25 protein-coding genes are annotated in these 25,212 nt (G+C 69.4%); 9 read left to right on the top strand and 16 right to left on the bottom strand.

Annotated features, from left to right (window positions below):
• Positions 1 to 222: 222 nt before the first annotated feature.
• The 6 genes from QSK35_RS36120 to QSK35_RS36095 form a co-directional block, all read right to left on the bottom strand.
• A complete protein-coding gene (locus tag QSK35_RS36120) occupies positions 223 to 858 on the bottom strand; it encodes a hypothetical protein (protein WP_285752200.1) in 636 nt (211 codons plus the stop codon).
• A gap of 34 nt (positions 859 to 892) precedes the next feature.
• Positions 893 to 1,432, bottom strand: a complete 540-nt coding sequence (locus tag QSK35_RS36115) for an RNA polymerase sigma factor (protein ID WP_285752199.1) — start codon at positions 1,430 to 1,432, stop codon at positions 893 to 895.
• Between the two features lie 146 nt (positions 1,433 to 1,578).
• The gene (locus QSK35_RS36110; protein WP_285752198.1) at positions 1,579 to 1,764 is read right to left on the bottom strand and encodes a hypothetical protein; all 186 of its coding nucleotides are present in this window, start codon (positions 1,762 to 1,764) and stop codon (positions 1,579 to 1,581) included.
• Positions 1,765 to 1,804: 40 nt separating this feature from the next.
• Complete coding sequence (locus tag QSK35_RS36105; protein ID WP_285752197.1) at positions 1,805 to 2,260, bottom strand: hypothetical protein; 456 nt, start codon at positions 2,258 to 2,260, stop codon at positions 1,805 to 1,807.
• Between the two features lie 184 nt (positions 2,261 to 2,444).
• On the bottom strand, positions 2,445 to 3,446 hold the full coding sequence (locus QSK35_RS36100) for a glycoside hydrolase family 88/105 protein (RefSeq protein ID WP_285752196.1): 1,002 nt from the start codon (positions 3,444 to 3,446) through the stop codon (positions 2,445 to 2,447).
• Between the two features lie 40 nt (positions 3,447 to 3,486).
• Positions 3,487 to 4,071: a TetR/AcrR family transcriptional regulator gene (locus QSK35_RS36095; protein WP_285752195.1), complete on the bottom strand. Its 585-nt coding sequence runs from the start codon at positions 4,069 to 4,071 to the stop codon at positions 3,487 to 3,489.
• Positions 4,072 to 4,168: 97 nt separating this feature from the next.
• Between QSK35_RS36095 and QSK35_RS36090 the strand changes: the two genes are divergently transcribed.
• On the top strand, positions 4,169 to 5,488 hold the full coding sequence (locus QSK35_RS36090; protein ID WP_285752194.1) for a cytochrome P450: 1,320 nt from the start codon (positions 4,169 to 4,171) through the stop codon (positions 5,486 to 5,488).
• Entirely contained in the window at positions 5,469 to 6,329 is an 861-nt protein-coding gene (locus QSK35_RS36085) for an SDR family NAD(P)-dependent oxidoreductase (protein WP_285752193.1), read from the top strand. The genes QSK35_RS36090 and QSK35_RS36085 overlap by 20 nt, the downstream gene beginning before the upstream one ends.
• Here the strand turns inward: QSK35_RS36085 and QSK35_RS36080 are convergent, their stop codons facing one another.
• The 4 genes from QSK35_RS36080 to QSK35_RS36065 form a co-directional block, all read right to left on the bottom strand.
• On the bottom strand, positions 6,330 to 6,614 hold the full coding sequence (locus tag QSK35_RS36080) for an Rdx family protein (RefSeq protein ID WP_285752192.1): 285 nt from the start codon (positions 6,612 to 6,614) through the stop codon (positions 6,330 to 6,332).
• A 16-nt stretch (positions 6,615 to 6,630) separates the two neighbouring features.
• On the bottom strand, positions 6,631 to 7,605 hold the full coding sequence (locus QSK35_RS36075; RefSeq protein ID WP_285752191.1) for a TAXI family TRAP transporter solute-binding subunit: 975 nt from the start codon (positions 7,603 to 7,605) through the stop codon (positions 6,631 to 6,633).
• Positions 7,606 to 7,700: 95 nt separating this feature from the next.
• A complete protein-coding gene (locus QSK35_RS36070; RefSeq protein WP_285752190.1) occupies positions 7,701 to 9,035 on the bottom strand; it encodes a M28 family peptidase in 1,335 nt (444 codons plus the stop codon).
• A gap of 54 nt (positions 9,036 to 9,089) precedes the next feature.
• Complete coding sequence (locus QSK35_RS36065) at positions 9,090 to 9,845, bottom strand: alpha/beta fold hydrolase (protein ID WP_285752189.1); 756 nt, start codon at positions 9,843 to 9,845, stop codon at positions 9,090 to 9,092.
• 153 nt (positions 9,846 to 9,998) lie between these two features.
• Between QSK35_RS36065 and QSK35_RS36060 the strand changes: the two genes are divergently transcribed.
• Positions 9,999 to 12,260 (top strand): glycosyl hydrolase family 95 catalytic domain-containing protein, encoded by a 2,262-nt coding sequence (locus tag QSK35_RS36060; RefSeq protein ID WP_285752188.1) that lies wholly within the window; start codon positions 9,999 to 10,001, stop codon positions 12,258 to 12,260.
• A 63-nt stretch (positions 12,261 to 12,323) separates the two neighbouring features.
• Here the strand turns inward: QSK35_RS36060 and ilvD are convergent, their stop codons facing one another.
• Genes ilvD through QSK35_RS36045 form a run of 3 tightly spaced genes read right to left on the bottom strand, consistent with a single transcriptional unit; the run spans position 12,324 to position 15,538 of the window.
• Positions 12,324 to 14,012, bottom strand: a complete 1,689-nt coding sequence (gene ilvD, locus QSK35_RS36055; RefSeq protein WP_285752187.1) for a dihydroxy-acid dehydratase — start codon at positions 14,010 to 14,012, stop codon at positions 12,324 to 12,326.
• A gap of 9 nt (positions 14,013 to 14,021) precedes the next feature.
• Positions 14,022 to 14,555 (bottom strand): hypothetical protein, encoded by a 534-nt coding sequence (locus QSK35_RS36050; RefSeq protein ID WP_285752186.1) that lies wholly within the window; start codon positions 14,553 to 14,555, stop codon positions 14,022 to 14,024.
• Positions 14,556 to 14,593: 38 nt separating this feature from the next.
• Entirely contained in the window at positions 14,594 to 15,538 is a 945-nt protein-coding gene (locus tag QSK35_RS36045; RefSeq protein WP_285752185.1) for a polyprenyl synthetase family protein, read from the bottom strand.
• 112 nt (positions 15,539 to 15,650) lie between these two features.
• Between QSK35_RS36045 and argG the strand changes: the two genes are divergently transcribed.
• The gene (gene argG, locus QSK35_RS36040; RefSeq protein WP_285752184.1) at positions 15,651 to 17,099 is read left to right on the top strand and encodes an argininosuccinate synthase; all 1,449 of its coding nucleotides are present in this window, start codon (positions 15,651 to 15,653) and stop codon (positions 17,097 to 17,099) included.
• An 18-nt stretch (positions 17,100 to 17,117) separates the two neighbouring features.
• Here the strand turns inward: argG and QSK35_RS36035 are convergent, their stop codons facing one another.
• Positions 17,118 to 17,297: a hypothetical protein gene (locus tag QSK35_RS36035; protein WP_285752183.1), complete on the bottom strand. Its 180-nt coding sequence runs from the start codon at positions 17,295 to 17,297 to the stop codon at positions 17,118 to 17,120.
• Between the two features lie 455 nt (positions 17,298 to 17,752).
• Here QSK35_RS36035 and QSK35_RS36030 point away from each other — a divergent pair, with 455 nt between their 5' ends.
• From QSK35_RS36030 to QSK35_RS36015, 4 genes are all read left to right on the top strand, one after another.
• Positions 17,753 to 18,892, top strand: coding sequence for an HNH endonuclease signature motif containing protein (locus tag QSK35_RS36030; protein WP_285752182.1), 1,140 nt, complete (start codon positions 17,753 to 17,755; stop codon positions 18,890 to 18,892).
• Positions 18,893 to 19,155: 263 nt separating this feature from the next.
• Positions 19,156 to 20,031 (top strand): hypothetical protein, encoded by an 876-nt coding sequence (locus tag QSK35_RS36025; protein ID WP_285752181.1) that lies wholly within the window; start codon positions 19,156 to 19,158, stop codon positions 20,029 to 20,031.
• Between the two features lie 87 nt (positions 20,032 to 20,118).
• On the top strand, positions 20,119 to 21,405 hold the full coding sequence (locus tag QSK35_RS36020) for a 3-hydroxybutyrate oligomer hydrolase family protein (RefSeq protein ID WP_285752312.1): 1,287 nt from the start codon (positions 20,119 to 20,121) through the stop codon (positions 21,403 to 21,405).
• 41 nt (positions 21,406 to 21,446) lie between these two features.
• On the top strand, positions 21,447 to 22,295 hold the full coding sequence (locus QSK35_RS36015) for a leishmanolysin-related zinc metalloendopeptidase (RefSeq protein ID WP_285752180.1): 849 nt from the start codon (positions 21,447 to 21,449) through the stop codon (positions 22,293 to 22,295).
• Between the two features lie 5 nt (positions 22,296 to 22,300).
• Here QSK35_RS36015 and QSK35_RS36010 read toward each other — a convergent pair whose 3' ends face one another.
• Entirely contained in the window at positions 22,301 to 23,638 is a 1,338-nt protein-coding gene (locus QSK35_RS36010; protein ID WP_285752179.1) for a DUF2252 domain-containing protein, read from the bottom strand.
• An 85-nt stretch (positions 23,639 to 23,723) separates the two neighbouring features.
• Between QSK35_RS36010 and QSK35_RS36005 the strand changes: the two genes are divergently transcribed.
• The gene (locus QSK35_RS36005) at positions 23,724 to 24,926 is read left to right on the top strand and encodes a diacylglycerol/lipid kinase family protein (RefSeq protein ID WP_285752178.1); all 1,203 of its coding nucleotides are present in this window, start codon (positions 23,724 to 23,726) and stop codon (positions 24,924 to 24,926) included.
• Here the strand turns inward: QSK35_RS36005 and QSK35_RS36000 are convergent.
• Complete coding sequence (locus tag QSK35_RS36000) at positions 24,923 to 25,210, bottom strand: hypothetical protein (RefSeq protein ID WP_285752177.1); 288 nt, start codon at positions 25,208 to 25,210, stop codon at positions 24,923 to 24,925. The two genes, QSK35_RS36005 and QSK35_RS36000, sit on opposite strands and share 4 nt — an antisense overlap.
• Positions 25,211 to 25,212 lie beyond the last annotated feature (2 nt).

Below are 25,212 nucleotides of genomic sequence, written 5' to 3'. Positions count from 1 at the left end.
CCACTGACAGTGCACGCACCTCGCGCTGTGCTGACGGAACTCGGAGGTCTCCTCGTCGGTGAGCAGTCCGAGCAGGAAGCTGCCGGCCGAGATGGTGTGCGGACACGCCTCGAACATGGCCACTCCAGGTCTGGGGGTGGACGGGCGGCGGCGGGTGGGGGAGCAGCCGCCGCCCGTCCCGGAACCGGCGAAACCCCTGGGGAGAGTCAGGGGCGCCGAATGTCAGCGGTTGGGCTTGTCCTTCTGGTGCTCGTCGGACTTCCCGGGATCGGTCTTCCCGGGCTTGTCCGCGAGCAGGTCGGCGCAGAACGTGTCCACCTTGTCCTCGCCGCCCGCGGCGGCGGCCAGTGCGGCGAACGACGGGTTGTCGCGCTTCTTGCCGTGGTCTTCGCCCGCGCCCGCGGTGTAGGCCTGGCACTGGCCCTTGAGCGAGGGTGACGGGGACGGGTTGTCGCCGTTGCCCTTCTCTTTGGTGGCAGGCTTTTCACCGTTGCCGGTGTGCTCGACGACCTGGTTGCCGTGCTGGGGCTTGGGTGCGTCGTTGTCCGGTCCGGGCAGACCGCCCGCCGCGGCCGCCACGGCGATGCCGCCGGCGGCCACCACGGCGACGGCGGCGGCCTTGGCCGTCAACAGTTTCGCCAGTCCGATCTTGATCATCGAGCGTCTCCGGGGGTGCGTCGCAGGAGCGAGCTGAGCACTTCGGAACGCCGCCATGGCGGCGCCCTCACCGGACAGCTCGCTCTCGCGGGCCGGTGCGGCCGCCGCGGCGAGCAAGTCGTCCAGGCGGTCCGGACCGGTCCGCGGCAGCCCGCGGAGCAGTCGCTCAGCGGTGCGTCGTCCGATGCGGTTCGTGCTCATCTCATGTCCTTCAGCGCCGTACCCGTCGAAAGTGTCACTCTCGGGATGTTCTCCCTGGTGAATCCAGGTATTCCTGGAGCTTGCGCAACCCGCGGTGCGCGGCCGTGCGCACCGCTCCGGGACGCTTGCCGAGCACCTCGGCGGCGGCCTTCGCGTCGAGGCCCATGACCACGCGCAACAGGACGGCCTCCGCCTGGTCTTTCGGCAGCCGCGCGATCAACGCCAGCGCCGCGTCGGTGGCGACGGCGTCCATCGCCTCTTCGGCGGTGTTCTCGCGGGCCGGTGAGTCGAGGAGCTCCTCGGCGCCGTCCACCACCGGCCGCCGCTGCCGCCTGCGCAAATGATCCATCGCACGATTTCGCGCGATCGTCGTCGCCCACGCGCGGAACCCGTCCAGGTCGCCCTTGAAGTTCGTCAAATCACGGGCGATGTGCAGCCACGCGTCCGATGCCACGTCCTCGGCGTCCGCCGGCCCGACGAGAACCCGCAGGTATCGCAACAGTTTCGGCTGAGTCGCTCGGTAGAGCACGCGGAACGCGTGCTCGTCGCCGCGCTGGGCCGCGGGCAGGGTCAAGTCTCCGGGTGCTTCCGCTCTCGGCTTCCGGACCGTACTGTGCACCCGCGACATACTGATCGAAGCACCGCCCTAGCGGAACCCCTTGCAGTGAAACCGAATTTGTACTAACAGGCATCGTGACCGGATTGAAACGTCCACTGTGGCTATTCGCGCCGGATGCCCGCGACGAGCAGCCAGAGGCCGCCGCCGACGCACAGCAGGCCGATGGCGGTCCACAGCTTCTGACCGGTCATGAAGCTGCCCTCCAGGTAGCCGAGCCCCTGGAAGGTCCACACCGCCCCGACCAGGGCCAGTAACAGGCCCAGTCCGATCGACAGCCGTTTGCTCATGCCGACAGCCTCTCACACGGTCGGTCAGTCCTTTGTGGACTCACCAGCGCGCAGCGCGCCGGGCCGCGGCGATGACGGTGCACCAGGGTGGCGGGGAGCGGTGCTGGCGGGGTGCGACGACCCACTGCCAGTCGCGGATGTCGGTGCGGGTGGACGGGGTCTGAGGTAGGACGACCTGGCCGCCGCGCGGCACGGCCTGCGCTTTCGAGCGCCGGAGTTCGAGCGGCAGGGTCGGCTGGCGGGTGGCGGCGAGCGTCGTCAGGAACGTCAGCCACTGGCCGCCCGGGGTGGCCACGACCGGCCCTTCCAGCATCGTGAACCGGAGCTCCGCGAGGGCGCGGTGGGCGAGGCGGGCGGGCAGGATGACGGCGTCGAGGTCCCAGCCCGCCCGCATCACCAGCCGTCCGTGCCCGCTGTCCACCTCGACGCGCCAGCCGAACGAGGTTTCGTACTGAGCCTTGGCCACCAACAGGTCTGGATGCGTGGTGGTGCTCATCAAAGGGGTCCTCCCGCTCAGAAACGTCGAGCGCAGTGACCAGCCCAGCGCGCGGGGCGTCGGGGCGCACCCGCACGCCAGGCTCTGCGGTACGGGACCTTCGAGGTGCCCGCACCACAGACCCTTCCGGAGGCGTTGCGGTGAGACATCGGTCGCGTGACGTACACGCGAACCGGAGGTGAACTCAGATGCGCGCCACCTGCGTGGCGGCGAGCAGGAACGCGCCGACACCGAAGTTGGCCGTGTCGTCGCGGCCGACCGGCTGGTGGTCGGACGGCTGTTGTCCCTGTCCCTGCACGTATCCGAGCTTGCCGGACTGGTGCAGCGCCGTCTTGACCATGCCGTCCCAGCCGCGCAGCGCGACGGGCCGGTAGGTGGCCGCGTCGAGCACGCCGGTGCGCACACCCCAGGCCAGGCCGTAGGTGAAGAACGCCGTGCCGCTCGTCTCCGGGCCGGGATAGTTCTTCGGGTCGCCGAGATTGACGTTCCAGAACCCGTCCGAGCGCTGGACCTGGGCCAACCGGCCGGCCATCGCGCGGAGGTCCGCCACGTACGACGCCCGGTACGGCGACGACGCGGGCAGCACGTCCAGCGTCTTGGCCAGCGCCGCGATCGCCCAGCCGTTGCCGCGCGACCAGTAGACGTTCTTGTTCACGTACTTGCTGTCCCGCCACCAGAGGCCGTTGTCCCACAGCCGGGCGCGGGTCCACTTGTAGAGCTTGTCGCCGTAGTCGGCGTGGCCGAGGCGGGCGAAGACCGGCATCGCCATGTGCAGGGCGTCGACCCAGGTCCAGTAATCAGTTTTTCCAGTGGCGATCGTCGCGTTGATCTCCTTGGTGATCGCCTCGATCCGGCGCGGTTCGGGCTTGTCCTCGTACAGGTCGAGGTAGGGCTGCCCGGCCGCCTGGTAGTCGGCGAAGTGCGGCCTGCTGCCCGTCTTCAGCCTGAAGTTGTGCTTGTTCGCCCAGCTGAGCGTGTAGTCGCGGTACTTGGTCGCGCCGGTCGCGCGGTAGAGGGCCATGACCCCGCTGTGCAGGGTGGCGTCCTGCCAGTCGTTGCCGCCGAGGCTGGCCGTGCGGATCCAGTAGTCCGCGGCGCTCCGGCCGATGTCGAGCGGGGACGCCGGGGCGGCCCCGATGAGCGGAAGGGTGGACGCACCCAGCAGAAACGCGCGCCGCGTGACCATCAAGCCTCCAAAGTGGCATGACGCGGCGGTGGTATAGACCTTACTGCATCGGGCCGAGCAGGGTGATGCTCGCGGCGACCGCGAGTTCGGCGTTGTCCCTGATCCGCCTGCCGTCCTCGACGGTCGTCGCGGTCAGCTCGCGCAGGCCGCCGAGCAGCATGATCGCGAGCGGCCGGGGCACCGGGGTGGTGCGCGCCTCGCGCCAGGCCGGGGTCGCGGTCAGCGTCTGGATCATGTCGATGAACGACTCCATGATGTCGCGCTGCAGGTCGCGGGCCGACGTGCCGAGCGACGGCACCTCGCGGATCCAGCTGAGCGTGATCGCCGGCCGTGCCTCCGTGCACGCGATCCACGCCTCGACCGCCTGGCGCACCTGGTCACGCCACGGGGCCGCGGAGTCCACGGCGCCGGAGATCTGCTCGACCATCTGGGTCGCCGTGTGCCGGTGCAGCGCGACGAGGCAGGCTTCCTTGTCGGAGAAGTACTGGTAGAAGGTCCGCCGCGAGGTGCGGGCGTACCGCACGATGTCGGCGACCGTCGTGCGGCGGTAGCCGTTCTCCTCGATCGACGCGGCCAGCCCGTCGAGCAGCCGCCGCCGGTGGTCGGTGGTGGTCGGTGACGGCACGGTGATCACGATATTGCCTCTCCCGCTCTTGAGCCGAATGGTACATCGGCGTACCGTCAGGTTGGTACGCTGGCGTACCACGGGATGGTGATAGTCGATGACGACACTTCCGCCTGGTCCATCCGCTCCGCGGTTCCTGCAGGCCGCCTACGCGCTGACCCATCCGCGACGCGGAATCCCGCGAATGCGCGAGCGCTTCGGGGACTCGTTCACCATCAACGTTCCGACGTTCGGCCGCGCGCTGGTGATCAGCGATCCGGCCGAGATCAAGCAGCTGTTCCTGTCCGGTCCCGAGGTCGCGGACAAGATGGACCGCAACCTCGGCCGGGTGCTCGGGCCTGGTTCGATCTTCGCCCTGGTGGGGGAGGAGCACCGCAGGCAGCGCAAGCTGCTCACCCCGCCGTTCCACGGCCGAAGGCTCGCCGCCTACGAGCGGATCGTCGAGGAGGAGACCGAACGCGAGGTGGCGACGTGGCCGCACGGCGAGGCCTTCGCGACGCTGCCGTCGATGACTCGGATCACCCTGAACGTCATCCTGCGCGCGGTGTTCGGCGCGGAGGGCGCGGAGTTCTCGGAACTGCGGGAGCTGTTACCGCGCCTGATCAACCTCGGTTCGTGGCTCGCCGTGCTGCCGTTGCCTCGCGGCGGGATCGGATGGCGCAGGTTCTGGGCGTTGCGCCGTTCCTATGACGCCATCGTCGAGCGGCTGATTAGCAAAATTGACGGTCTTGACGACCGGGACGACATCCTGGCGATGATGCTGCAGAGCCGCTACGACGACGGTTCGGCGATGAGCCATCGTGACATCGCGGACCAGCTGCTGACGCTGCTCGCGGCCGGGCACGAGACGACCGCGACGACCCTGGCGTGGGCCGTCGAACGACTGCGCCGCCACCCTTCGCTGCTGCGCGAGCTGGTCGACGAGGTGGACTCGGGTGGCAGCACGTTGCTGGACGCGACGATCCTCGAGGTGCAGCGCACCCGGCCGGTGATCGACTTCGTGGGTCGCCAGGTCCGCGCCGACGGTTTCCGGCTGGGCCGCTGGACCGTGCCGAAAGGTTATGTCGTGCTGGTCAGCATCGGGCTGCTGCACGACGACGATTCGGTCTTCCCGAACGCCCGGACGTTCGATCCGTACCGGTTCGTCGGCGTCCGGCCGGATCTCTACCAGTGGATTCCGTTCGGTGGCGGCGTTCGGCGGTGTCTCGGCGCGGCGTTCGCGACCATGGAGATGAACGTCGTGCTGCGCACCATCCTTCGTGATCTCACCCTGGCGCCGACCGGGGAACCTGCGGAACGCTGGAGGTCGCGTGGTGTCGCCAACGCCCCGGCCAAAGGCGGCCGCGCGATCGTGCACCGCCGGACCGCCCGCACCTCGTCGGCCAGCAGGAGGACCGATGCCTCGACCACCCCGTAAGATCGCCGGCCACCCGGTGATGATCACCGGCGCCGCGTCCGGAATCGGCCGCAGCCTCGCGCAACGGTTGTCCCGCCTCGGTTCCCCGGTCGCCATCGCCGACGTCGATGCCACCGGTCTGGCCGAGACGGCGTCGTCGTTGAGCGGCCCGGTGCTGAGCAGGGTGCTCGACGTCAGCGACGCCGCCGATCAGCTCCGGTTCGCCGACGAGGTGCGCGCGTGGCTGCCCGCGCCGCTGGCCGCGGTGTTCAACAACGCCGGTGTGACAACGGCTTCGACCGTCGCGGACGCCGTGCCCGAGGACGACTCGTGGCTGTTCTCGATCAACTTCTGGGGTGTGGTCAACGGGACGCGCGCGTTCCTGCCGATTTTGAAAGAGCAGGGCTCCGGCGTCATCGTGAACACGTCCAGCGTGTACGGCCTGCTCGGGATGCCGCACCAGAGTGCTTACTGCGCCTCGAAGTTCGCCGTCCGCGGGTTCACCGACGCGCTGCGCCAGGAGCTGCTCGGCACCGGAGTCGGTGCGGTGACCGTGCATCCGGGCGGTATCCGCACCAACATCGTGCGCAACGCGCGCATCCGCCACGATCCCGAGGGGCGCGGGCGGACGCACGAGGAGATCGCGGCGCAGTTCGAGGCGATCACCCTGACGACGCCGGACAAGGCGGCCGAGATCATCCAGCACGGGGTGGAGCGCGGGAAGTCGCGGATTCTGGTGGGGCCGGACGCCTACGTGTTCGACGCGCTCGCGCGCATCGCACCCACGCACTACTTCACGGTGATGTCGAAGCTGGGTGCGAGGTTGCGGGCCCGGCAGGACAAGGTGGTCAGTCCGAAGTAGCTATCGCCGGTCGGTGTGGCCGAGTGCGCGGCCGGGTGCGATGCGGTCCCGGACCAGCTGCTTGAGCGGGGCGAGGTCCGGGAATCCGTCGTTCTCCTTGCGCGACCAGATGGTCTCGCCCGCGAGCCGGATGTCGAACACGCCGCCGGTGCCGGGGATCAGGGCGACCTCACCGAGTTCGGTGCTGAACGTGGTGAGCAGTTCCTGTGCCGTCCAGGCGGCGCGGAGCAACCACCGGCACTGCGTGCAGTATTCGATCTCAAGACGTGGTTCTCGGGTCGTCACGCCGCTCAGTATCGCGTCAGTCGCCGAGGGCGCGCTTGGAGCCGGGGTGCAGCGGAACCGGATCCGTCTGCGGTGCCTTGTCCATGGTGATGTCCTTGGCGGCCGGGTGCGCCTTTTCCAGCTCCTCGCCGCGCGTGAAGATCAACGTCGTGATGGCGCACGCGCTGGGCGCCGGGAAGTCCTCGCGCACCAGCAACATGTTCGGCACGACGATGGTCGGAATGTCCGCTGGCTGGCCGTAGGTGGCCGCGGGGATGACCCCGTCGTCGTACACGGGGCTGATCTTCTTGAGCCCGTCGAGCAACGGCAGCACGTCGAGGAACTTCACCTTGCCCTTCAAGGACTTCGTGAGGTCGGCGAGCTGCGTCGTGGGCAGGCCGCCGGACCAGATGAGACCGTCGAGGCTGCCGTCGGCCATGCCCGTGGCGGTCTCGGCGAGACCGAGGTGCGCCGCCTGCACGTCGGTGTCCGGGTTGAGGCCGGCCGCCTTCAGCAACCGGTTGGCCACGACCTCGGTGCCGGACTTCGGGGACCCGGTGGAGATGCGCTTGCCCCGCATCCCGGCGATGTCGTCGATCCCGGCGTCCTTGCGCACCACCACCTGCGTGTAGTTCGGGTAGATGCGGGTGAGCGCCTGGATCTTCTGCGGTCCGCCGGCGAAGGCCCCGGTACCCGCGACGGCGTCCGCCGCGGTGTCGGCCAGCGAGAACGCCACGTCGTACTTGCCCGCGGTGAGCTCCTGGATGTTCTGCACGGACGCGCCGGTCTCCGCGCTGGTCGCCGTGATCCGCGTGTTGCCGCTGATCAACTTGGCGAGTGCGCCGCCGAGCGCGTGGTAGACGCCACCCGCGTTACCGGTGGCGATCTTGATGCTCTGCGCGCTCGCCTCGCAGCTGCCCACAGTGGTCGCGGTGCCGGAATGTGCGGGACTCGGTGCACATCCGGCCGCGACCAGTGAGAGCGCGATCATGCTGAGTGTTCGGCGACGCATTTCGAGGTCCCCCTGGACGTTGATGGTCCTTCGGACGCTAGCTGTGTCGCCGGTCACAGCCGAGAGGGAGCGTCCTAAGGGAACGTAAAGATGCGCTACCGCGTGGCCGCCAGCCGGTACGCCGCCGCGCCGATCAGTTCCAGCGACACCTGGAGGCGTTCCAGGCTGATGTTGGCCGCGATCGTGTCCTCCGGCGTGTGGTAGATCGGCTCCAGTTGGGCGGGACCGCCTTCGCCACGCCAGCTGAAGTTCGCCGCCGGGATGCCCTTCTCGTGGAACGGCACGTGGTCGCTCGAGCCGCGCACCACCGGGCCGTGTACGCGCGGGTCGTAGCCGAGGCGCTTCGCCGCCTCGGCGACTTCACGGGTGGTGGCGTTGTCCTTGCCGTCCACGGACAGCAGCCAGTAGGCCGTGGCGGGGTCGTGGCTGGTGGCGACCATGTCGTTCTGGAACACCCCGGCGATGCGGGTGATGTCCGGTCCGGTCAGCTGTCCGACGTGGTAGCGGGACCCGAGCAGCCCCTGCTCCTCGGAACCCCACAGCGCGAACCGGATCGCCTTGTGCGTCGGCAGGTGCCGCAGCACCCGTGCCAGTTCCAGGCACAGGACGGTGCCGCTGCCGTCGTCGTTGGCCCCCGGTGAGCCGGGCACGCTGTCGTAGTGGGCGCTGATCATGACGACCTTGTCGTCCCGGTTGGGGAACGTGGCGCGCCGGTCTGCGATCACGTTGTACGACGTGAGGTTCGCGTGCAGCGTGGTGGTGATCGCCAGCTCGGCGGCGCCGAGTGCGCGCAGCCGTTCCACGTGCACCTGGGCGATTCCCAGCACCGGAACGCCGACCGTCTGGGTCAGCACGGGCGAGAAGGCGGGCGACTTGTTCGCGGTCGTCGACACGCGGCCGAGCAGCACGGCCACCGCGCCGCGTTCCACCGCCCGCAGCGTCGGACCGTCCCCGGCCGGCGCGTTGACGAACAGCGCGATCCTGCCCGTCAGGTCGGGCAGTTGCGAGCCGTCGCCGACATCGACGAACGGCGCGCGCACAGTTTTTCCCAGCGCACCGGACTTCGACGCGCCGGACTGGAAGCTGCGCCCGTCCGGCACGACGATGTCGGCGAGGTACTTGTCCGGCACGGTGAACGGCTGCGTGGTCACGTCGTAGCGCAGGCCGCGCAGTACGTCGACCAGGTAGTCGCGCGCCCGGTGCTCGGACTCGGTGCCGCCGATGCGGGGACCGATCCGGTCGCTGAGCACCTTCAGGTGTTCCAGCGCTCGCCGCGCGCGGACCCGTGCCACGACGGGAAGATCGCCCAGACCCAGGTCGGGGAGCGCGGACGCGCCGGGCCGCTGCTTCGTGGCCGCCAGGGCGCCGGCGGGGTTGGCCGCCACTGCCGCGATGCCGGCCGCCGCGGCGAGAAAGTCACGTCTGCGCATCTGGCGAACGTAAGGTGGTGATCGGGCCTGGGGCTACCGACTTGAGTCGGTTGACTAACCGAGGAAATCCCTTACCAGTTCACTGGCCGCGGGCCGGCACTCGTCGAAGTAGGCGTGCCGGGCGCCGGGGAACAGGTGCACCTCGGCGTGTGGAATCCGTTGGGCCAGTAGCGAAGCGTTGGCCACGGGCGCCATCTGGTCCTCGGTGCCGTGCAGGATCAGGGTCGGCGCGGTGATCCGCGGCAGCGCGTCCCACGCGTCGTGGCCATTACTGGCCAGCAGGTGGTGCTTGCGCGCGTGCGGCAGCAGGCCGGGGTCGCCCAGCACCGTGTACGGGCCGGGGTTCTCCTTCCGCCATTCCGGCGTGTACATGAGCTCTTCGAGCACCTCGTTGGCGCCGGGACCGATCAACGCGCGCCGGATCTCGTTGGACCGCTCCACGGCGTGCGGGCCGCCGGGCGAGGTGCAGCCAAGGATCAGACGCCGCACGCGTGAGGGATGGTCGGCGGCGACCCACTGGGCGACCCGGCCGCCCATGGACGTGCCGTAGATGTCGGCGGTCTCGATGCCGAGATCGTCGAGCACGGCGATCACGTCCCGCGCGAACCCGCGCGTGGAGTACGGCATGTCCGGTTTGTCGCTGTCACCCGTGCCGCGCCAGTCGAGTGTGATGGTGCCGGGGAAGTCGTCCCGGACCCGGTCCCACCACGTGTGGTTGTTGGCCTGCCCGGCCAGCAGCACCAGCGGCCGGCCGCTGCCTCGCCGCTGGTAGGCGATCCGGGTGCCGTCGTGGGCGCGGGCTGTCGTCACCGCGCCAGTATTTCGCGCGGCCGTACCTCCGATGACTAGTTGACTGATGCAGTCATGACCACCCGAGTTGTCCAGTGGACTGAACCAAAGACTCTTCACACATCGGAGGTCTGGTCGCTACAGTCTGGCGCGATCGAGCCAACGGAGGCGTAGATGTCCCATGAGGTGTCGCGGCGGAGCTTCGTCGTCGGATCCACGGTCGCGGCGGTGGCGGCCACCGCGGTTCGTCCGGCTGTCGCCGCCGAGCAGGCCCCGGAGGCTCGGGCGGGACTGGACTGGGCGGCGTTCCTCGCCGAGCAGGACCTGATCTGGAAGAAGCTGCCGACCGAGTGGCAACAGGGGCCGTTCCTCGGTGATGGGCGCCTCGGGTCGATCGTGCGCAAGGAGCCGGACCGCAACGCGATCCGGTTCAGCGTGCAGCACGCCGAGGTGCAGGACCACCGGCCGCAGTTCGGCAGCGGCTGGGGCGTGTGCCGGCTGCCCGTCGGGCACCTGACGCTGGAACCGGTCGGCACGATCACCGGCGTCGACTGGCGGCTGAGCCTGTGGGACGCCGAGCTGCGCGGCACCGTCACGACCAGCAGCGGCAAGATCGAGTTCCGGGCGTTCATCCACAGCACCCGGTCGGTGTTCGTCGCGGATGCCAAGGCCAGCGGCGGTGAGAAGGTCCGCTGGGTGTTCCACCCCGAGGAGGCGATCAGCCCTCGCTCGAAGAGCGAGGAGCCGCCGTCCGGTTACGTGAAGAACCCGGCGTTCACGACGAAGACCTCCGGTCAGGAGAAGCTCGTCGAGCAGCCGCTCGCCGCGGGCGGCCGGACGGCGACCGCGTACGGGCAGGACTCGCGGACGCTGTTCCTCTCGGTGGCGCACACGTTCCCCGGCACGAACGCCTCGACGAAGGCGTTGGACGCCGTGCGGAAGGCACGGGCCGATGGCGTGCCCGCGCTGGAGCAGTCGCATCGGTCGTGGTGGCAGAACTTCTACCGGCGCAGCTTCGTGTCCATTCCGGACCAGCGCCTGCAGAGCTTCCACTGGATCCAGCTCTACAAGGCGGCGTCGGGCACCCGCGCGGGCGGCACGGTGATGGCGACCTGTGGCCCGTGGCTGGAGCAGACGCCGTGGCCCGCGGTGTGGTGGAACCTCAACATCCAGCTCGAGTACTGGCTCATCCACGGCTCGAACCACCTCGAACTGGACGCGCTGAGCACCACGTTGCGCGACAACATCGACCAGATGATCAAGAACGTCCGGCCGGAGTACCAGGACGACTGCGCCGGTGTCGGTAGGAGTACGGACCGCACCGGGTTGAAGGGCAACTATCTCGGCAAGCCCGGAAGTGGCGCTGAGGTTGGAAACCTGCCGTGGACGCTGCACAACGCGTGGCTGTCCTATCGGCACACGATGGACATAAACCTATTGCGCGACACCGTGTTCCCGTTGTTGCGCCGCGCGATCAATTACTACCTGCGCTTCCTGACCACGGGGTCGGACGGCAAGCTGCACCTGCCGTCGACGCTGTCGCCGGAGTACGGCGCCGCGCCGGACTGCAACTTCGACCTGGCCCTGATCCGCTGGGGCTGCCAGGCCCTGCTCGACGCTGCCGCCCGCCTCAAGATCAACGACCCGCTGATCCCGCGGTGGAAGACGGTGCTGCGCGACCTGACGCCGTACCCGGTCGACTCGACGGGCCTGATGATCGGCGCGGGCGTGCCGTACGCGAAGTCGCACCGGCACTACTCGCACCTGCTGATGATCTACCCGCTGTACCTGATGAACTGGGACCAGCACGAGAACCGCGAGCTGATCGAGAAGTCGCTCAAGCACTGGCACAGCCTGCAGGGCGCGCACCGCGGGTACAGCTACACCGGCGCCGCGTCGATCTCCGCGATGATGGGTCGCGGTGATCAGGCGTTGGAATACCTGCTGAAGTTCTTCGACCCCACCACACGGTTCCCGGCCACGGCCAACACGATGTACGCCGAGGCCGGCCCGGTCGTCGAGACGCCGCTGTCGGCTTCACAGTCGTTGCTGGACATGCTGTGCCAGAGCTGGGGCGGCGTGATTCGCGTGTTCCCGGCCATTCCGTCGGCTTGGCAGGACGTCACGGTCGACAAGTTCCTGGCGCAGGGCGCGTTCACGGTCAGCGCGGTGCGCCGCGGTGGCAAGACCTCCTGGGTGTCCGTGCGCAGCCTCGCCGGCGAGCCGCTGCGGGTGAAGCCGGGCATCGCGGGCAAGCTCGCTGTGTCCACTCCGGACGGTAAGCCGGTGCCGTGGAAGCGGGTCGACGGCGAGGTCATCGAGATCACCCTGGCCGCGGGCGAGACGGCGGTGGTTCATCCGGACGGGCCGGTGCCCGACCTGACCGTCGCACCGGTGAAGATCTCCACGCCGGGCAAGCCCTGGGGCCTCAGCTAGCGGTGGTTGCTATGGGGGGAGCTTTCCAAGCGCTGGGCGCTTGGAAAGCTCCCCCCATAGCACCTAGTCGCAGACGGCTCCCTGGGAGGCCGAGCCGACCAGCTTGGCGTACTTGGCCAGCACACCCCGCTGGTACCGGGCGGGCAGCGGCGCCCAGCCCTCGCGGCGGGCGGCCAGATCGGCGTCGACGTCCAACGTCCCACGGGCGACGTCGAGGGTGATCTGGTCGCCGTCGCGGACGAACGCGATCGGCCCGCCGTCCGCCGCCTCGGGGGCGACATGGCCGACGCACAGTCCGGTGGTGCCGCCGGAGAACCGGCCGTCGGTGAGCAGCAGGACGTCCTTGCCGAGCCCGGCGCCCTTGATCGCCGCGGTGATGGCGAGCATCTCGCGCATCCCCGGCCCGCCCTTGGGGCCCTCGTAGCGGATGACGACCACGTCGCCCGCGGTGATCGTGCCGTCCTCCAGGGCGTCCATCGCGGCGCGTTCGCGGTCGAACACCCTGGCGGTGCCGGTGAAGACGTCCGAGTCGAACCCGGCGGACTTCACCACGGCGCCGTCGGGGGCCAGCGAGCCGCGCAGGATCGTGATGCCGCCGGTGCGGTGGATCGGCTCGCTCAGTGCGCGCAACACCGTGCCGTCCGGGTCCGGCGGCGCGATGTCGGCCAGGTTCTCGGCGACGGTGCGGCCGGTGACGGTGAGGCAGTCGCCGTGCAGCAGCCCCGCGTCGAGCAGCGCCTTCATCACGACCGGCACGCCGCCGATGCGGTCGACGTCGGTCATCACGTGCCGGCCGAACGGTTTCACGTCGGCCAGGTGCGGCACCCGCGCGCCGATCTTCGTGAAGTCGTCCAGGGTCAGCGGGACCGACGCCTCGTGCGCGATGGCGAGCAGGTGCAGCACCGCGTTCGTGGAGCCGCCGAACGCCATGACGACGGCGATCGCGTTCTCGAACGCCTCGCGCGTCATGATCTGCCGCGCGGTGATGCCGCGGCGCAGCATCTCGACCACGGCCTGACCGGAGCGCCGGGCGAACCCGTCGCGCCGCCGGTCGGTCGCCGGGGGAGCGGCGCTGCCGGGCAGCGACATCCCCAGCGCCTCGGCCGCGCTGGCCATGGTGTTCGCCGTGTACATGCCGCCGCACGCGCCCTCACCGGGGCAGATCGCGCGCTCGATCAGGTCGACGTCCTCGCGGCTCATCAAACCCCTGGCGCAGGCGCCGACCGCCTCGAAGGCGTCGATGATCGTGACCTCGCGCTCGCTGCCGTCCGACAGCTTGACCTGGCCGGGCAGGATCGAGCCCGCGTAGAGGAACACGCTCGCGAGGTCGAGCCGGGCCGCCGCCATCAGCATGCCCGGCAGCGACTTGTCGCAGCCCGCGAGCAGCACCGAGCCGTCCAGCCGCTCGGCCTGCATGACGGTCTCCACGCTGTCCGCGATCACCTCGCGCGAGACCAGCGAGAAGTGCATGCCCTCGTGGCCCATGGAGATGCCGTCGGACACCGAGATCGTGCCGAACTCCAGCGGGTAGCCGCCCGCGGCGTGGACGCCGTCCTTGCTCGCCTTCGCGAGCCGGTCCAGCGACAGGTTGCACGGCGTGATCTCGTTCCACGACGACGCGACGCCGATCTGCGGTTTCGCCCAGTCGTCGTCGCCCATGCCGACGGCCCGGAGCATGCCGCGCGCGGCGGTGCGCTCGAGTCCGTCGGTGACGTCGCGGCTGCGCGGCTTGATGTCCGGTGTCTCGGTCATGAACGGAACCTAACGCTCGAAGCGCTCCAGTGCCGCCATGATGTGGCTGTGTCCGGGAATGGGCTCACCGCCGGCCTTCTCGAACCGCACGGCGTCGGCGAGCCCCACGCACGTGCCGTCGGCGAGGCTCCGCTTGGTGGGCCACAACATCAGGCGCAGCTCTTCGTTCTGCAGGCCGCGGATGCCCTCGCTGGACTCCCGGTCGGTCTGCCACTCGGCGACCGCGTCCCAGAACGTGGCGATGGCCTTCCAGTACTCGGTACAGCGTGGCCCGAGCACCGCGACGATCTCGTCCGGCGTGTGGAACTCCGGCAGGCCGTGCGAGGCGAGGTTCTGCACGTTCTCCAGGACTCCCCGGAGCAGCTCGTAGTTCGCCTCGTCCGCGGCCAGCTCCTCGGCGACGGCCGCGAACGCGGGCAGCACGTTCGCGGCCCGGCCGCACACCTGGAACGCCATGATGTCGTGGTCGGGCCCGTCGCCCGCCCACTTGAATCCGGCCGCTTCCGCGAGTCTGCGCGCGGGTGTCTTGCGTCGGCCCCACATCCCGGTACCTCCCCAGTCGAATGTGGACCGACACTAGTTCAGTGGTCGTGCCGCGCGGCGTGGCGGGCCAGGGCGAACAGCTCGTCCGCGGCCTTCGCGCCCGGTTCGGCCGCTCGCAGGCGCTGCAGCGCGCGCACGAGCAGACCGTCGATCTCGTGCAGGCTCCACGTGCGCCCGCCCGCGGCGTCGACCAGGTCGGCCGCCCGTTGCGCGTCCATCGGCTCGTCGGCCAGGTACAACGTCTTGAGGTCGCGCCCTTCCCTGGTGCCGGACGTCATCGCCGCCACCACGGGCAGCGACCTGCGGCGCCGGTGCAGGTCCGCGTAGCGCGGCTCACCCCAGATGCCGACCAGGTCCTCGACGTGCTGGTACACCAGGCCGACGTGTCCGCCGAACGCCCGCAGGTGCTCGACCTGCGCGCGGCTGCCCCCGCCGGACAACGTCCCCATCGCGCACGCGCACGCCATCAGCGCGCCGGCCGACGTGGCCCGGCGGACGCAGGCCGCCAGGTCCGGTGGGCCGGGCGTTTCGGTTTCCGCGTCCTCGATCACGCCGTCCACGACGGCGAGCAGGGCGGTGTTGAGCATGCGCACCGCCCGCCCGTTGCCCGCCAGCAGGTGAAACGCGATCTCCAGCAGCTCGTCGGCCGTTTCGACGGTCGACTCGAGGCCGTAGTGGCTCCACGCGGTGGCCTGTCCGCGGCGCGTCTCGTGTACCACGTCGTCGTGCAGCTCACAGTGCACGTGGGCCAGTTCGATGGCGGTCACGATCCGGGGGTCGGCCGTGCCGCCGACGGCCTCGGCCGCGAGCACGGTGAGCGCGGACCGGAGGTAGGAGCCGTGTTCGAACTGGTATTCGGCGATGCGCCTGCTGGCCGCGTCGAGCCCGGCGACGGCCGCCTGGAGGTGCGGTGTGACCGTCAGCCTGGTCCACTCGAGCACGTCACGCGCGGAACGGGGAGTGGTGAGGGCTTCCAGCGACACATGATCGACGCTAGTGCGTTGTTCGGGCCCGCCCGGCCGCTCCGCCGCAGGTCCGCCCGGTTGAGTGAACCCGGACGTGCATGTTCATACATAATCGTGCATAATTCCAACCGTGTCCAAAGTGCTGACTTCCCTCCCCGCCGGCGAACGCGTCGGCATCGCCTTCTCCGGTGGCCTCGACACCTCGGTGGCGGTCGCGTGGATGCGTGAGAAGGGCGCGGTGCCGTGCACGTACACCGCTGACATCGGCCAGTACGACGAGCCCGACATCGCCTCGGTGCCGGGCCGCGCCGAGGCCTACGGCGCCGAGCTCGCGCGCCTGGTCGACTGCCGGGCCGCGCTCGTGGAGGAGGGCCTCGCGGCACTGGCCTGCGGGGCGTTCCACATCCGCTCCGGCGGCCGCGCGTACTTCAACACCACGCCGCTCGGCCGTGCCGTGACGGGCACGATGCTCGTGCGGGCGATGCTCGACGACGACGTCCAGATCTGGGGCGACGGTTCGACCTACAAGGGCAACGACATCGAGCGGTTCTACCGCTACGGCCTGCTGGCCAACCCGTCGCTGCGGATCTACAAGCCGTGGCTGGACGCCCACTTCGTCGGGGAGCTCGGCGGCCGCAAGGAGATGTCCGAGTGGCTGCTCGAGCGTGACCTCCCGTACCGCGCGTCGACCGAGAAGGCGTACTCGACCGACGCGAACATCTGGGGCGCGACGCACGAGGCCAAGTCCCTGGAGCTGCTCAACGAGGGCATCGAGATCGTCGAGCCGATCATGGGCGTGCGGTTCTGGGACCAGTCGGTCGAGATCCCGGCCGAGGACGTCACGCTGACGTTCGAGCAGGGCCGTCCCATTGCGATCAACGGCAAGGAGTTCGCGTCCGCGGTCGACCTGGTGCTGGAGGCCAACGCGATCGGCGGGCGGCACGGCCTGGGCATGTCCGACCAGATCGAGAACCGGGTGATCGAGGCCAAGAGCCGCGGCATCTACGAGGCGCCCGGCATGGCCCTGCTGCACATCGCCTACGAGCGGCTGGTCAACGCCATCCACAACGAGGACACGCTCGCCGCGTACCACAACGATGGCCGCCGTCTTGGTCGGTTGATGTACGAGGGGCGGTGGCTCGACCCTCAGTCCCTGATGCTGCGTGAGGCTTTGCAGCGGTGGGTTGGGGCTGCCATTACCGGCTCGGTTACGTTGCGCCTGCGTCGCGGTGACGACTACTCGATCCTCGACACCACTGGGCCCGCGTTCAGCTACCACCCGGACAAGCTGTCGATGGAGCGGACCGAGGACTCGGCGTTCGGGCCCGTTGACCGGATTGGTCAGTTGACCATGCGCAACCTCGACATCGCTGACTCTCGGGCGAAGCTGGAGTTGTTCGCCGGGCTGGGGATGGTTGGTAACCGGCACTCCGCCTTGATCACCGAGCCTCAGGTTGAGCCGACGAAGTTGATCGGGACCATGCCTGACGGTGGCGCTGAGGCGATTGCTTCTCGGGGCGTGGTTTCGGCTGCGGACGAGTTGCTCGATGCCGCTGCGTTGGAGGCGGGCAACGACTGATGGGGTGGCGCGCCCTTCTTAGATGTAGTCACGCCAGAAGGGCGCGCTAACCTCGGCTGTGCGGAACTCCTGGTCGATGTAGTCCGCCAGGTCCAGGCCGTAGACGATCGTGTCGTGCAGGCTGTGGATGGACAGGACCGGGTGGGCGGACGTGTCGCGGCCTGCGGGTAGGTAGCGGTGTGCGTACACGGGAATCATCTTTGGGATGTTCGCGAGTAGCTTGTTGGCCTTTGTCTTCGCGTGTGCCGGATCGCTGGGTCGCTTGCCCCAGCCGGATGGCCAGTGGCCGCCCTTGTCGGGGTGATCGTCGCCTACCGTCCACACGGGAAGGCCTGTTGCCAGGAACGCGCAGTGGTCGCTCGCGAGCGAAGCGTAGTTGCTTTGGGCTTTGGACGCGGCTGCGCCGCGACACGTTGGCATTTTCGCGCGGCCACGGCGCTAGGGCGCCGCGTCCGCGCGAAAATGCCAACGTACCGAAGTCTGTGGTTGGCTTTTGTGGTGGGTCCCGATCCTGTCCAGACTTGCGTTGTTTGGTGCGGTTGCGGGCGTGGCTGGGGTGTGTGGCTTGTGTTTCGTTGTTTGATTTTTCACTCGATAGTGGTCTCCATTGCAAGGTGGGTCGTTTAATTGTGATCTTGCGGTAGATTTGTGCTATGGACCGAGCGGCGGCTATCGACAATATGCTGTTCATGCAAAAGCAAGTTGATTACTGGCAGGCTCGGCTATTGCGTCAGCTTGCCGACTTCGCCATCGGCACCGCCGACGATGAGTTCGCGGCGGCGGAGATCGTCGCGGCGATGAAGTGGACCTCGAAGTGGGCCGAGGATCAGTTGCTGGTCGCGCGGGAGACCGTCACCAAGCTGCCCCGCACGGTCGACGCCCTGCAGGCCGGGGAGATCGACTCCTATAAGGCGAAGATCCTGTTCAACTACACCCACCGGCTCACCGCCGACCAGGCCGCGGAGGTCGAGGAGCGGGCGTTGGTCAAGGCGCCGGGGCAGACCAGTACCCAGCTGCGGCGGTCGTTGCAGCGGATAGTGATGGCGGTGGACCCGGAGGGCTGTGCCGAGCGGCGGGAGGCCAGGAAGGCGGAGCGGATCGCCGGGATCGAGGAGCGCGTCGACGACATGGTGAAACTGTTCGCCTGGCTCCCGGCCGATCGCGGTATTGCGGCTGCGCATCGGGTGGACAAGTTGGCCCGTGCGGCGAAGTTCCCTGGTGACACGCGGACGTTGAGCCAGCGCCGCGCGGACGTGGTCGCGGACATGCTGCTGGCCACGCCCGACCACACCCCGAGCGTGAAGGTCAACCTGAACGTCACCGTCTCCTCCACGACCTTGATGGGCTTGGATGATCACCCTGGTGAGTTGGCAGGTTACGGCCCGATCAGCGCCGAGCTGGCGCGCGAGCTCGCGGGCGACTCGACGTGGCGGCGGCTGTTGACCGATCCGCAGTCCGGGATGCTGCTCGACGTCGGCACCAGCACGTACCGCCCGCCGGAGCATCTACGCCGGTTCCTCTGGGCGCGTGATCAGACGTGCCGTCAGCCGGGCTGCATGATGCCCGCGCAGCGCTGCGAACTCGACCACACGGTGCCCTATCCCGACGGTCCGACGGCGGCGTGCAACCTGTGCCCGTTCTGCAAGCATCATCATCGGTTGAAGCACAAGAGCAATTGGGCGGTGACCCAGCCGATTCCCGGGCACTTCATCTTCAAGGCGCCCTCAGGCAAGACCTATGTACGGGAACCGGAACCGGTTCTGGCCGGCTTCCCGACTGATCCGCCGTTCTAAAAAACAAACGACGAAACTCAAGCCACTCATCCCGGCCACGCCCGCAACCGCACCAAACTACGCAAGTCTGGGCGGTGTCTGGGGCATGACGGCAACCAGCCACAGACTTCGGTACGTTGGCATTTTCGCGCGGACGCGGCGCCCTTGCGCCGTGGCCGCGCGAAAATGCCAACGTGTCGCGGCGCAGCCGCGTCCAAAGCCAAACCCGAACTCCCCGCGATCCACAACGACATCCCCGGCCGACACGCGCTAGCGTCGATCATGTGTCTCGCCGTGTACTCCTGTTGTTCGTAGCGTCAGCCGCCGTAGTCCTGCTGCCGTGGACGGCGTATCTGGGCCTCACGCTGCCCGTCCGGCACGAGGGGCAGTGGAGGCTCGCCTGGGTGGGCTTCGACCTGGCACTGGTGGCGTGCTTCGCCGGCGCCGCGTGGCTGGGCGCAAAACGCAGCCGGGCAGCGGTAGGACTGTTGGCCGCCACGGCCGCGCTGTTGGGTTGTGACGCGTGGTTCGACGTGGTGCTGAGCTGGGGCGAGCCGGACTCGTGGATCAGCGTGCTGATGGCGGTGTGCGCGGAGCTGCCGATCGCGGCGTTGCTGGCGATGCACGCGCGCACGCTGCTCGTCGGTGGCATGCCGAGCCGGGAGTTGAACGGCACCGACATCAAGCTGCACACCGAGTTGCGGCCGCTCACCACCGCGCTCGCCGAAGGCCCGGCCAGCACCGAGGAGCTCGCCGCGGCACTGGACCGCCCGGTCGCCGACGACCTGCGAGCGCTCGCGGCCGCGGGACACGTCCGGAAAGGGCGGGACGGTCGGTGGCGGTTCGCGCCGCTCGACCTGCGGCGCCCCGACGTGACCGCGATGGGCGCCGAGGAACGACTGGAGTACGAGCGCTACATGGACGCCAAGTACGACCGGGAGTTGGAACTGCTGTCGTGGGCCGCCGCGCATCGGGACGAGTTCGGGCCGTGGGCACAGGGGAGTCGTGCGGGGATGAACCTGACCGAGGCCGAGCTGGCTCGGTTCGACGCCGAGTACGGCGAGCTGGTCACGCGGTACTGCCTGCTGCACCCGGAGCCGACCGCCGCCACCAGGCAGCTGGCCGTGCGCTGGTACGCGTTTCCCGCCGAGCTGCCGTGACCATGGGGGTTCGCCCCACATCCGCGCACCGTCTTGTGTGGCTGGGAACCGTGTCGCGCTGACGTGAGCGGCAATACGTTCCCCGGCATGTGGTGCGTGCTGCTCGTCTTGACTCTTGCCGTCATCGCGCCTGCCGACGTGCGACATTGCGCGCCCGTCAACGTGCCGGGTGCGGCGTATCAGCAACAGGTGTGCCTCGGTGACCTGACGACCACGGGCACGGTCGCGTCCGGGCACACCGATCCGGCGGACTGGGCGGGGCTGACGAGCGCCGCGCTGCCAACGCCGAGCGGAGTTCCGGGAATCCAGGTCGACGGCTACTTCCCGGATTCCTCGACTACCAACACAAACCACGGCTGGCTGCACGACTCGCAGTTCGTGCTGCGGCTGCCGGACCGCTGGAACGGCGGGCTCGTCGTCACCGGCTCGCCCGGTGTGCGGGAGCAGTACGCCAACGATCGCGCGATCGGGGACTGGGTGCTGGCGCGTGGTTACGCCTTCGCCGCCACGGACAAGGGCAACACCGGCGTGCGGTTCTACCGCGACGGCGCGGCGATCGAGGAGTGGAACCGGCGCCTGACGCAGCTCACGATCGCGGCGAAAGCTGTGGTGGCGCAACGGTACGGCCGGCCGCCGCACCGGACCATCGCCACCGGGCTGTCCAACGGCGGCTACCTCGTGCGCTGGCAGCTGGAGAACCGGCCATGGCTCTACGACGGTGGCGTGGACTGGGAAGGTACTTTGTGGACGGTGCCGGGGCCGAACCTGCTGACGTTCCTGCCGCCGGCGTTGCGGGCGTACCCCGCCTATCTCGCCGGAGACGAGCGAGCCCACGCCGACCTCGTCGCGGCCGAGTTCCCGGCGGGCAGCGAGTTCCTGTGGGACTACCACTACCGCTACTACTGGGACCTCACGCAGCGGATCTACCGCGAGGAGCTCGATCCCGGTTTCGACGGGCCGCTGGAGGCGGGCGTCCCGTTCTGCGTGCCGGGCAGCCCGGCGTGCGACGCCGACTACGACTATGCCGCCCGGCGTTCGATCGCCGGTCCGGCCGTCGCGCCGATCGCGTTGAGCGGCCGGTTGAAAAAGCCGCTGATCACGTTGCACGGCACGTACGACGTGTTGCTGCCGATCAGCCGTGACTCGGACGTCTACGCCGCGATGACCCGAGGGCACCAGCATCGGTACTACCGTGTTGAACAGGGCACGCACGTGGACGGGCTGGTGGACGTCTACCCGGATCGGTTGCGGCCACTCGCACCGTGCCACCGGAGCGCATTCGAGGCGCTCGAGCGGTGGCTCGACGGCACGCCGCCACCGCCGTCCGCGACGCTGCCTCGACCGGCGGACACCGGTACCTGTCCGTTGGGCTGAACGGGTGACGCCTGTACGTCGGTCCGACCTGGAGGCATCGGATGAACACACGCATCCGTTCGTCTGGACAGGGGAAGATCATGCCCGACATCTACGAAGCCCGCGCCGACGCCGGTCGAGCGCTGGAGGTGGCCGCGACGACGTCGCCGTTCGTCATCACCGTCCGGTTCGTCGGCGGCCTCACGCCGAGTCAGCAGGAGGCGTTCGCCCGCGCGGCGGACCGCTGGGCCCGGCTCATCGTCGGCGACCTGCCCGAGGTCGTGGTGGACGGCGAGGTCATCGACGATGTGCTGATCCTGGCCGAGGGCGCAGAGATCGACGGGCCCGGCCAGATTCTCGGCGAGGCCGGACCGACCCACGTGCGCGTGGGTGGCCTGCCGTGCAAGGGGATCATGCGGTTCGACACCGCGGACCTCAGACAGATGGAGGACGAGGGCACGCTTCTCGACGTGATCACCCACGAGATGGGGCACGTGCTGGGGATCGGCACCATGTGGGAGGAGATGGGCCTGCTGACCGGAGTCGGTGGCACCGACCCGCGGTTCACCGGGCGTGTCGCTATGGTCCAATATGGACACTTGCGCCCGGACGAGCAGCCGCAGGCCGTGCCGGTCGAGAACGACGGCGGGCCCGGTTCGCGCGACAGCCACTGGCGGGAGTCGGTGTTCCGGACCGAGCTCATGACCAGCCGGATCGGTGGGGTCGGCAACGCCATCAGCAGCCTGACCGCCGGAAGCCTCATCGACATCGGCTACCAGGTGGACCTCGAAGCCGCTGAGCCCTATCAGCTGCCCGTGGTCGTGGGACCGGCCGCCGTCGGACAAGAGGTGCACGGACGGTTCGAACGGCCGAAGCGCGTCGAGGTCTCGCCGGCCGAACCGGTGGCCTGACAGCGTCAGTGGCCGGTGTCGGCCACCACGCGTCCGGCGGTGATCGCCTCGCACAGGGCGCTGTGGTCGAGTTCGTTCTGGTCGGCGTAGACCCGAGCGAACTCGGCTGCCGCCTGGTCGAAGGCCGCGCTCGAACCGAGGTAGGCCGCGATCGCGATGTCGTCTCCGGTGCGCGCGTGGGCGCGGGCCAGCGTCCACGCGCACAGGCGGCCGTAGCTGTGCAGATCCTGGGGCTTCATCGCCTCGACGTTCGCCGAGCTCTTCCAGTCCCGCAGTTGCCGCAGGTAGAAGTCCCTTGTGCGGCCGTCGAAACCGGTCGCGCGCACCCATCCGAGCAGGATGTCGCTGACGGTCTGCATCATCCGCTGGCCGACGACCACGCGGCGCCCCGCGTTGGCGTAGCGGCTGCGCCCGGCGAACGGTTCCAGCACCGACCGGCTCGCCTCTTTCGCCTGCAGGAACAGGGGATCGTCGTCGTCCTTGCCGAGTAGCAGCAGCATCCAGCAGCGGGTGCCCACGCTGCCGACCCCGACTACCTTGTGCGCCATGTCGACCAGCCGGTAGCGGTCCAGCAGCACGCGTCGCTCCGGGACCAGGGTGGCCCGGTAAGCCTCGAGCAGCTGCTCCAGCCGGACCCGCAGATCCGCCGAGTCCAGGTCTCCCAGCGGCAGCACGATGGGCGGATCGGGCGCGATCCGGACGGCGCCGCCGTCGGTCGTCGCGAACCGGCGCAACGATCCGAGGTTGTCCCGCTTGCGGGCCTTCGCGAGGTGGTCGCGCAGAGCGGGGGTCGCGTTCAGAAGGTCCACGTCGGCGTGGGCGTACCACACATCGAGAGCGGGGCTCGTGGCGAACTCGCGCATCGCCCGCCGGTACTCGGCGACCGCGCCGGCCACCGTCGTCCGGCACTGCCGGGCCGAGAACTCGTTGTGGCGGCAGGCGATATCCAGGCTCGCGGCAAGTCGTTTGACGTCCCACTCCCACGGACCGGGCACGGTCTCGTCGAAGTCGTTGATGTCGAAGACGAGCCTGCGTTCCGGTGAGGCGAACGCCCCGAAGTTCAGCAGATGGGCGTCACCACACGCCTGCACGGTGAAGCCGGTCGCCGGGGTGCCCGCGAGGTCACTGGCCATCGGCAGGGCCGCGCCGCGGAAGTAGGCGAAGGGTGAGGCGGCCATCCGGCCGTACCGGATCGGCAGCAGCGAAGGAACCCGCGTGGCGTCCTGGCTTTCGAGGAGCTGCAACGGGTTCGCGTCGCGGGTGAACTCCGCGTGACTGGACCGGGGCGCGGTCGTCCGGGCCGCCTTTCCCCGCGCGGCGCGCTCCTGGCGCGTGATCGTCATCTCGGCATCATCGGCGGGCGGTACCCCGGAAACCTCCTCCGCATCAGGTGAAGCCGAACGCGATGCGGTGGCACAGGGTTGGATCATGGCCACCATCGCTCAACGCGCGGCAGCGGCTGGTTCGCTGCTGGCGTTCGCCGCCGCCGTCATCGCCGTGATCATCAGTGCGCTGCATCCGGTTCAGCTCGCGGTGGCCCTGCTGCTGATCGCGGTCGCACTCGTGACGTGCTGGATGGGGCTTGTGCGCAGAGGAGCGCGACGGGTGGTGGCCTTCGTGGCCGCCGCGCTCGCGCTGGCCGGCCTCATCGCGCTGCCGGACCTGCGGGCGTTCCTGGTGCTCGCCATCGTGGTCGGGCTGCTCGCGCTGTCCATCGCCGCGGCCCGGTTCGCGCTCGGCCGCGACCACACTGGCACCACGCGGGTGGGTCCGGCCCGTGGCGGCGTTCTGCTGATGAACCCGCGGTCCGGGGGTGGGAAGGCCGAACGGTTCGAGCTCGCACGCAGAGCCCGCGAGTTCGGCGTCCGTGCGATCGTGCTGGGTCCGGGCGACGACCTGCGCGACCTGGCCGAGCGGGCGGCCCTGGACGCGGACGTGCTCGGGATGGCGGGCGGCGACGGGTCGTTGGGACTGGTCGCCGATGTCGCGCGGCGCCACGACATTCCGTTCGTGTGCGTACCGGCGGGCACCCGCAACCATTTCGCGCTCGACCTCGGGTTGGACCGCGACGACGTCGCGGCCGCTCTCGCCGCGTTCGGCGACGCCGTCGAGTACCGGGTGGACCTCGCCGCGCTCGGCGACCGGGTGTTCGTGAACAACGCGTCGCTCGGCGTGTACGCCTCGGTCGTGCGGTCGAGCGGGTACCGGGAGGCGAAGGCGGCCACCGCCGCGGACCTGTTGCCCGAGCTGCTCGGGCCCCGTGCCGACTCGTTCGACCTGCGGTTCGACGAGGATCTGCCGGCGGATGTCCTGCTGGTGTCCAACGGCCCCTACCGGCTGGACGGCACGCGGGGCCGGCTCGACCGCGGTGTGCTCGGCATCGTCATGGTCACGACGCGCGGCAAGCCCCGCTACCGCGCGTGGACCGCGCCGGAGTTCGTGGTGCGTTCAGGGCACGGCGAGCTGGACGTCGCGATCGACGGCGAGGCGGCCCGGCTTCCTGTCCCACTCACGTTCCGGTCGATGCCGGGGGCGCTGCGGGTGCGCGTGCCGCCGGGCACAGCGCCTCCGGCCGTGACGCTGCGGGGAAACCCCGTCGTCGCATTGGCGCGCGTGCTCGGGGGCCGTTAGGAACGCTCTTCCAGCAACGTCCGCAACGCCTGCGCGGTCTGCCGTTGTTCCTCCATGAGTTTGGTCAGCCACGAGCCGAAGTACAGGAAGCCGCCGACACCGATCAGGCCGAGCCCGAGCAGCCCGCCCGACACCAGGTACGGGATCTGCTCGAACACGTAGCCGGTGTGCGCGGTGCCCCACCAGGCGAAGCCGATCGCGGCGATCCCGCACGCCATCAGCAGCGTGCCGACGAGGCCGAGCCCGGCCCGCAGGCGGGCGCGGCGGTGGTCGTGGATGGTCATGG

Origin of the sequence: Lentzea sp. NBRC 105346, from assembly GCF_030269605.1 — a bacterium.
Classification (GTDB): Bacteria; Actinomycetota; Actinomycetes; order Mycobacteriales; family Pseudonocardiaceae; genus Lentzea.
The sequence above is the reverse complement of the archived record's forward strand: the minus strand, read 5'-3'. Positions and strand labels throughout refer to the sequence as shown.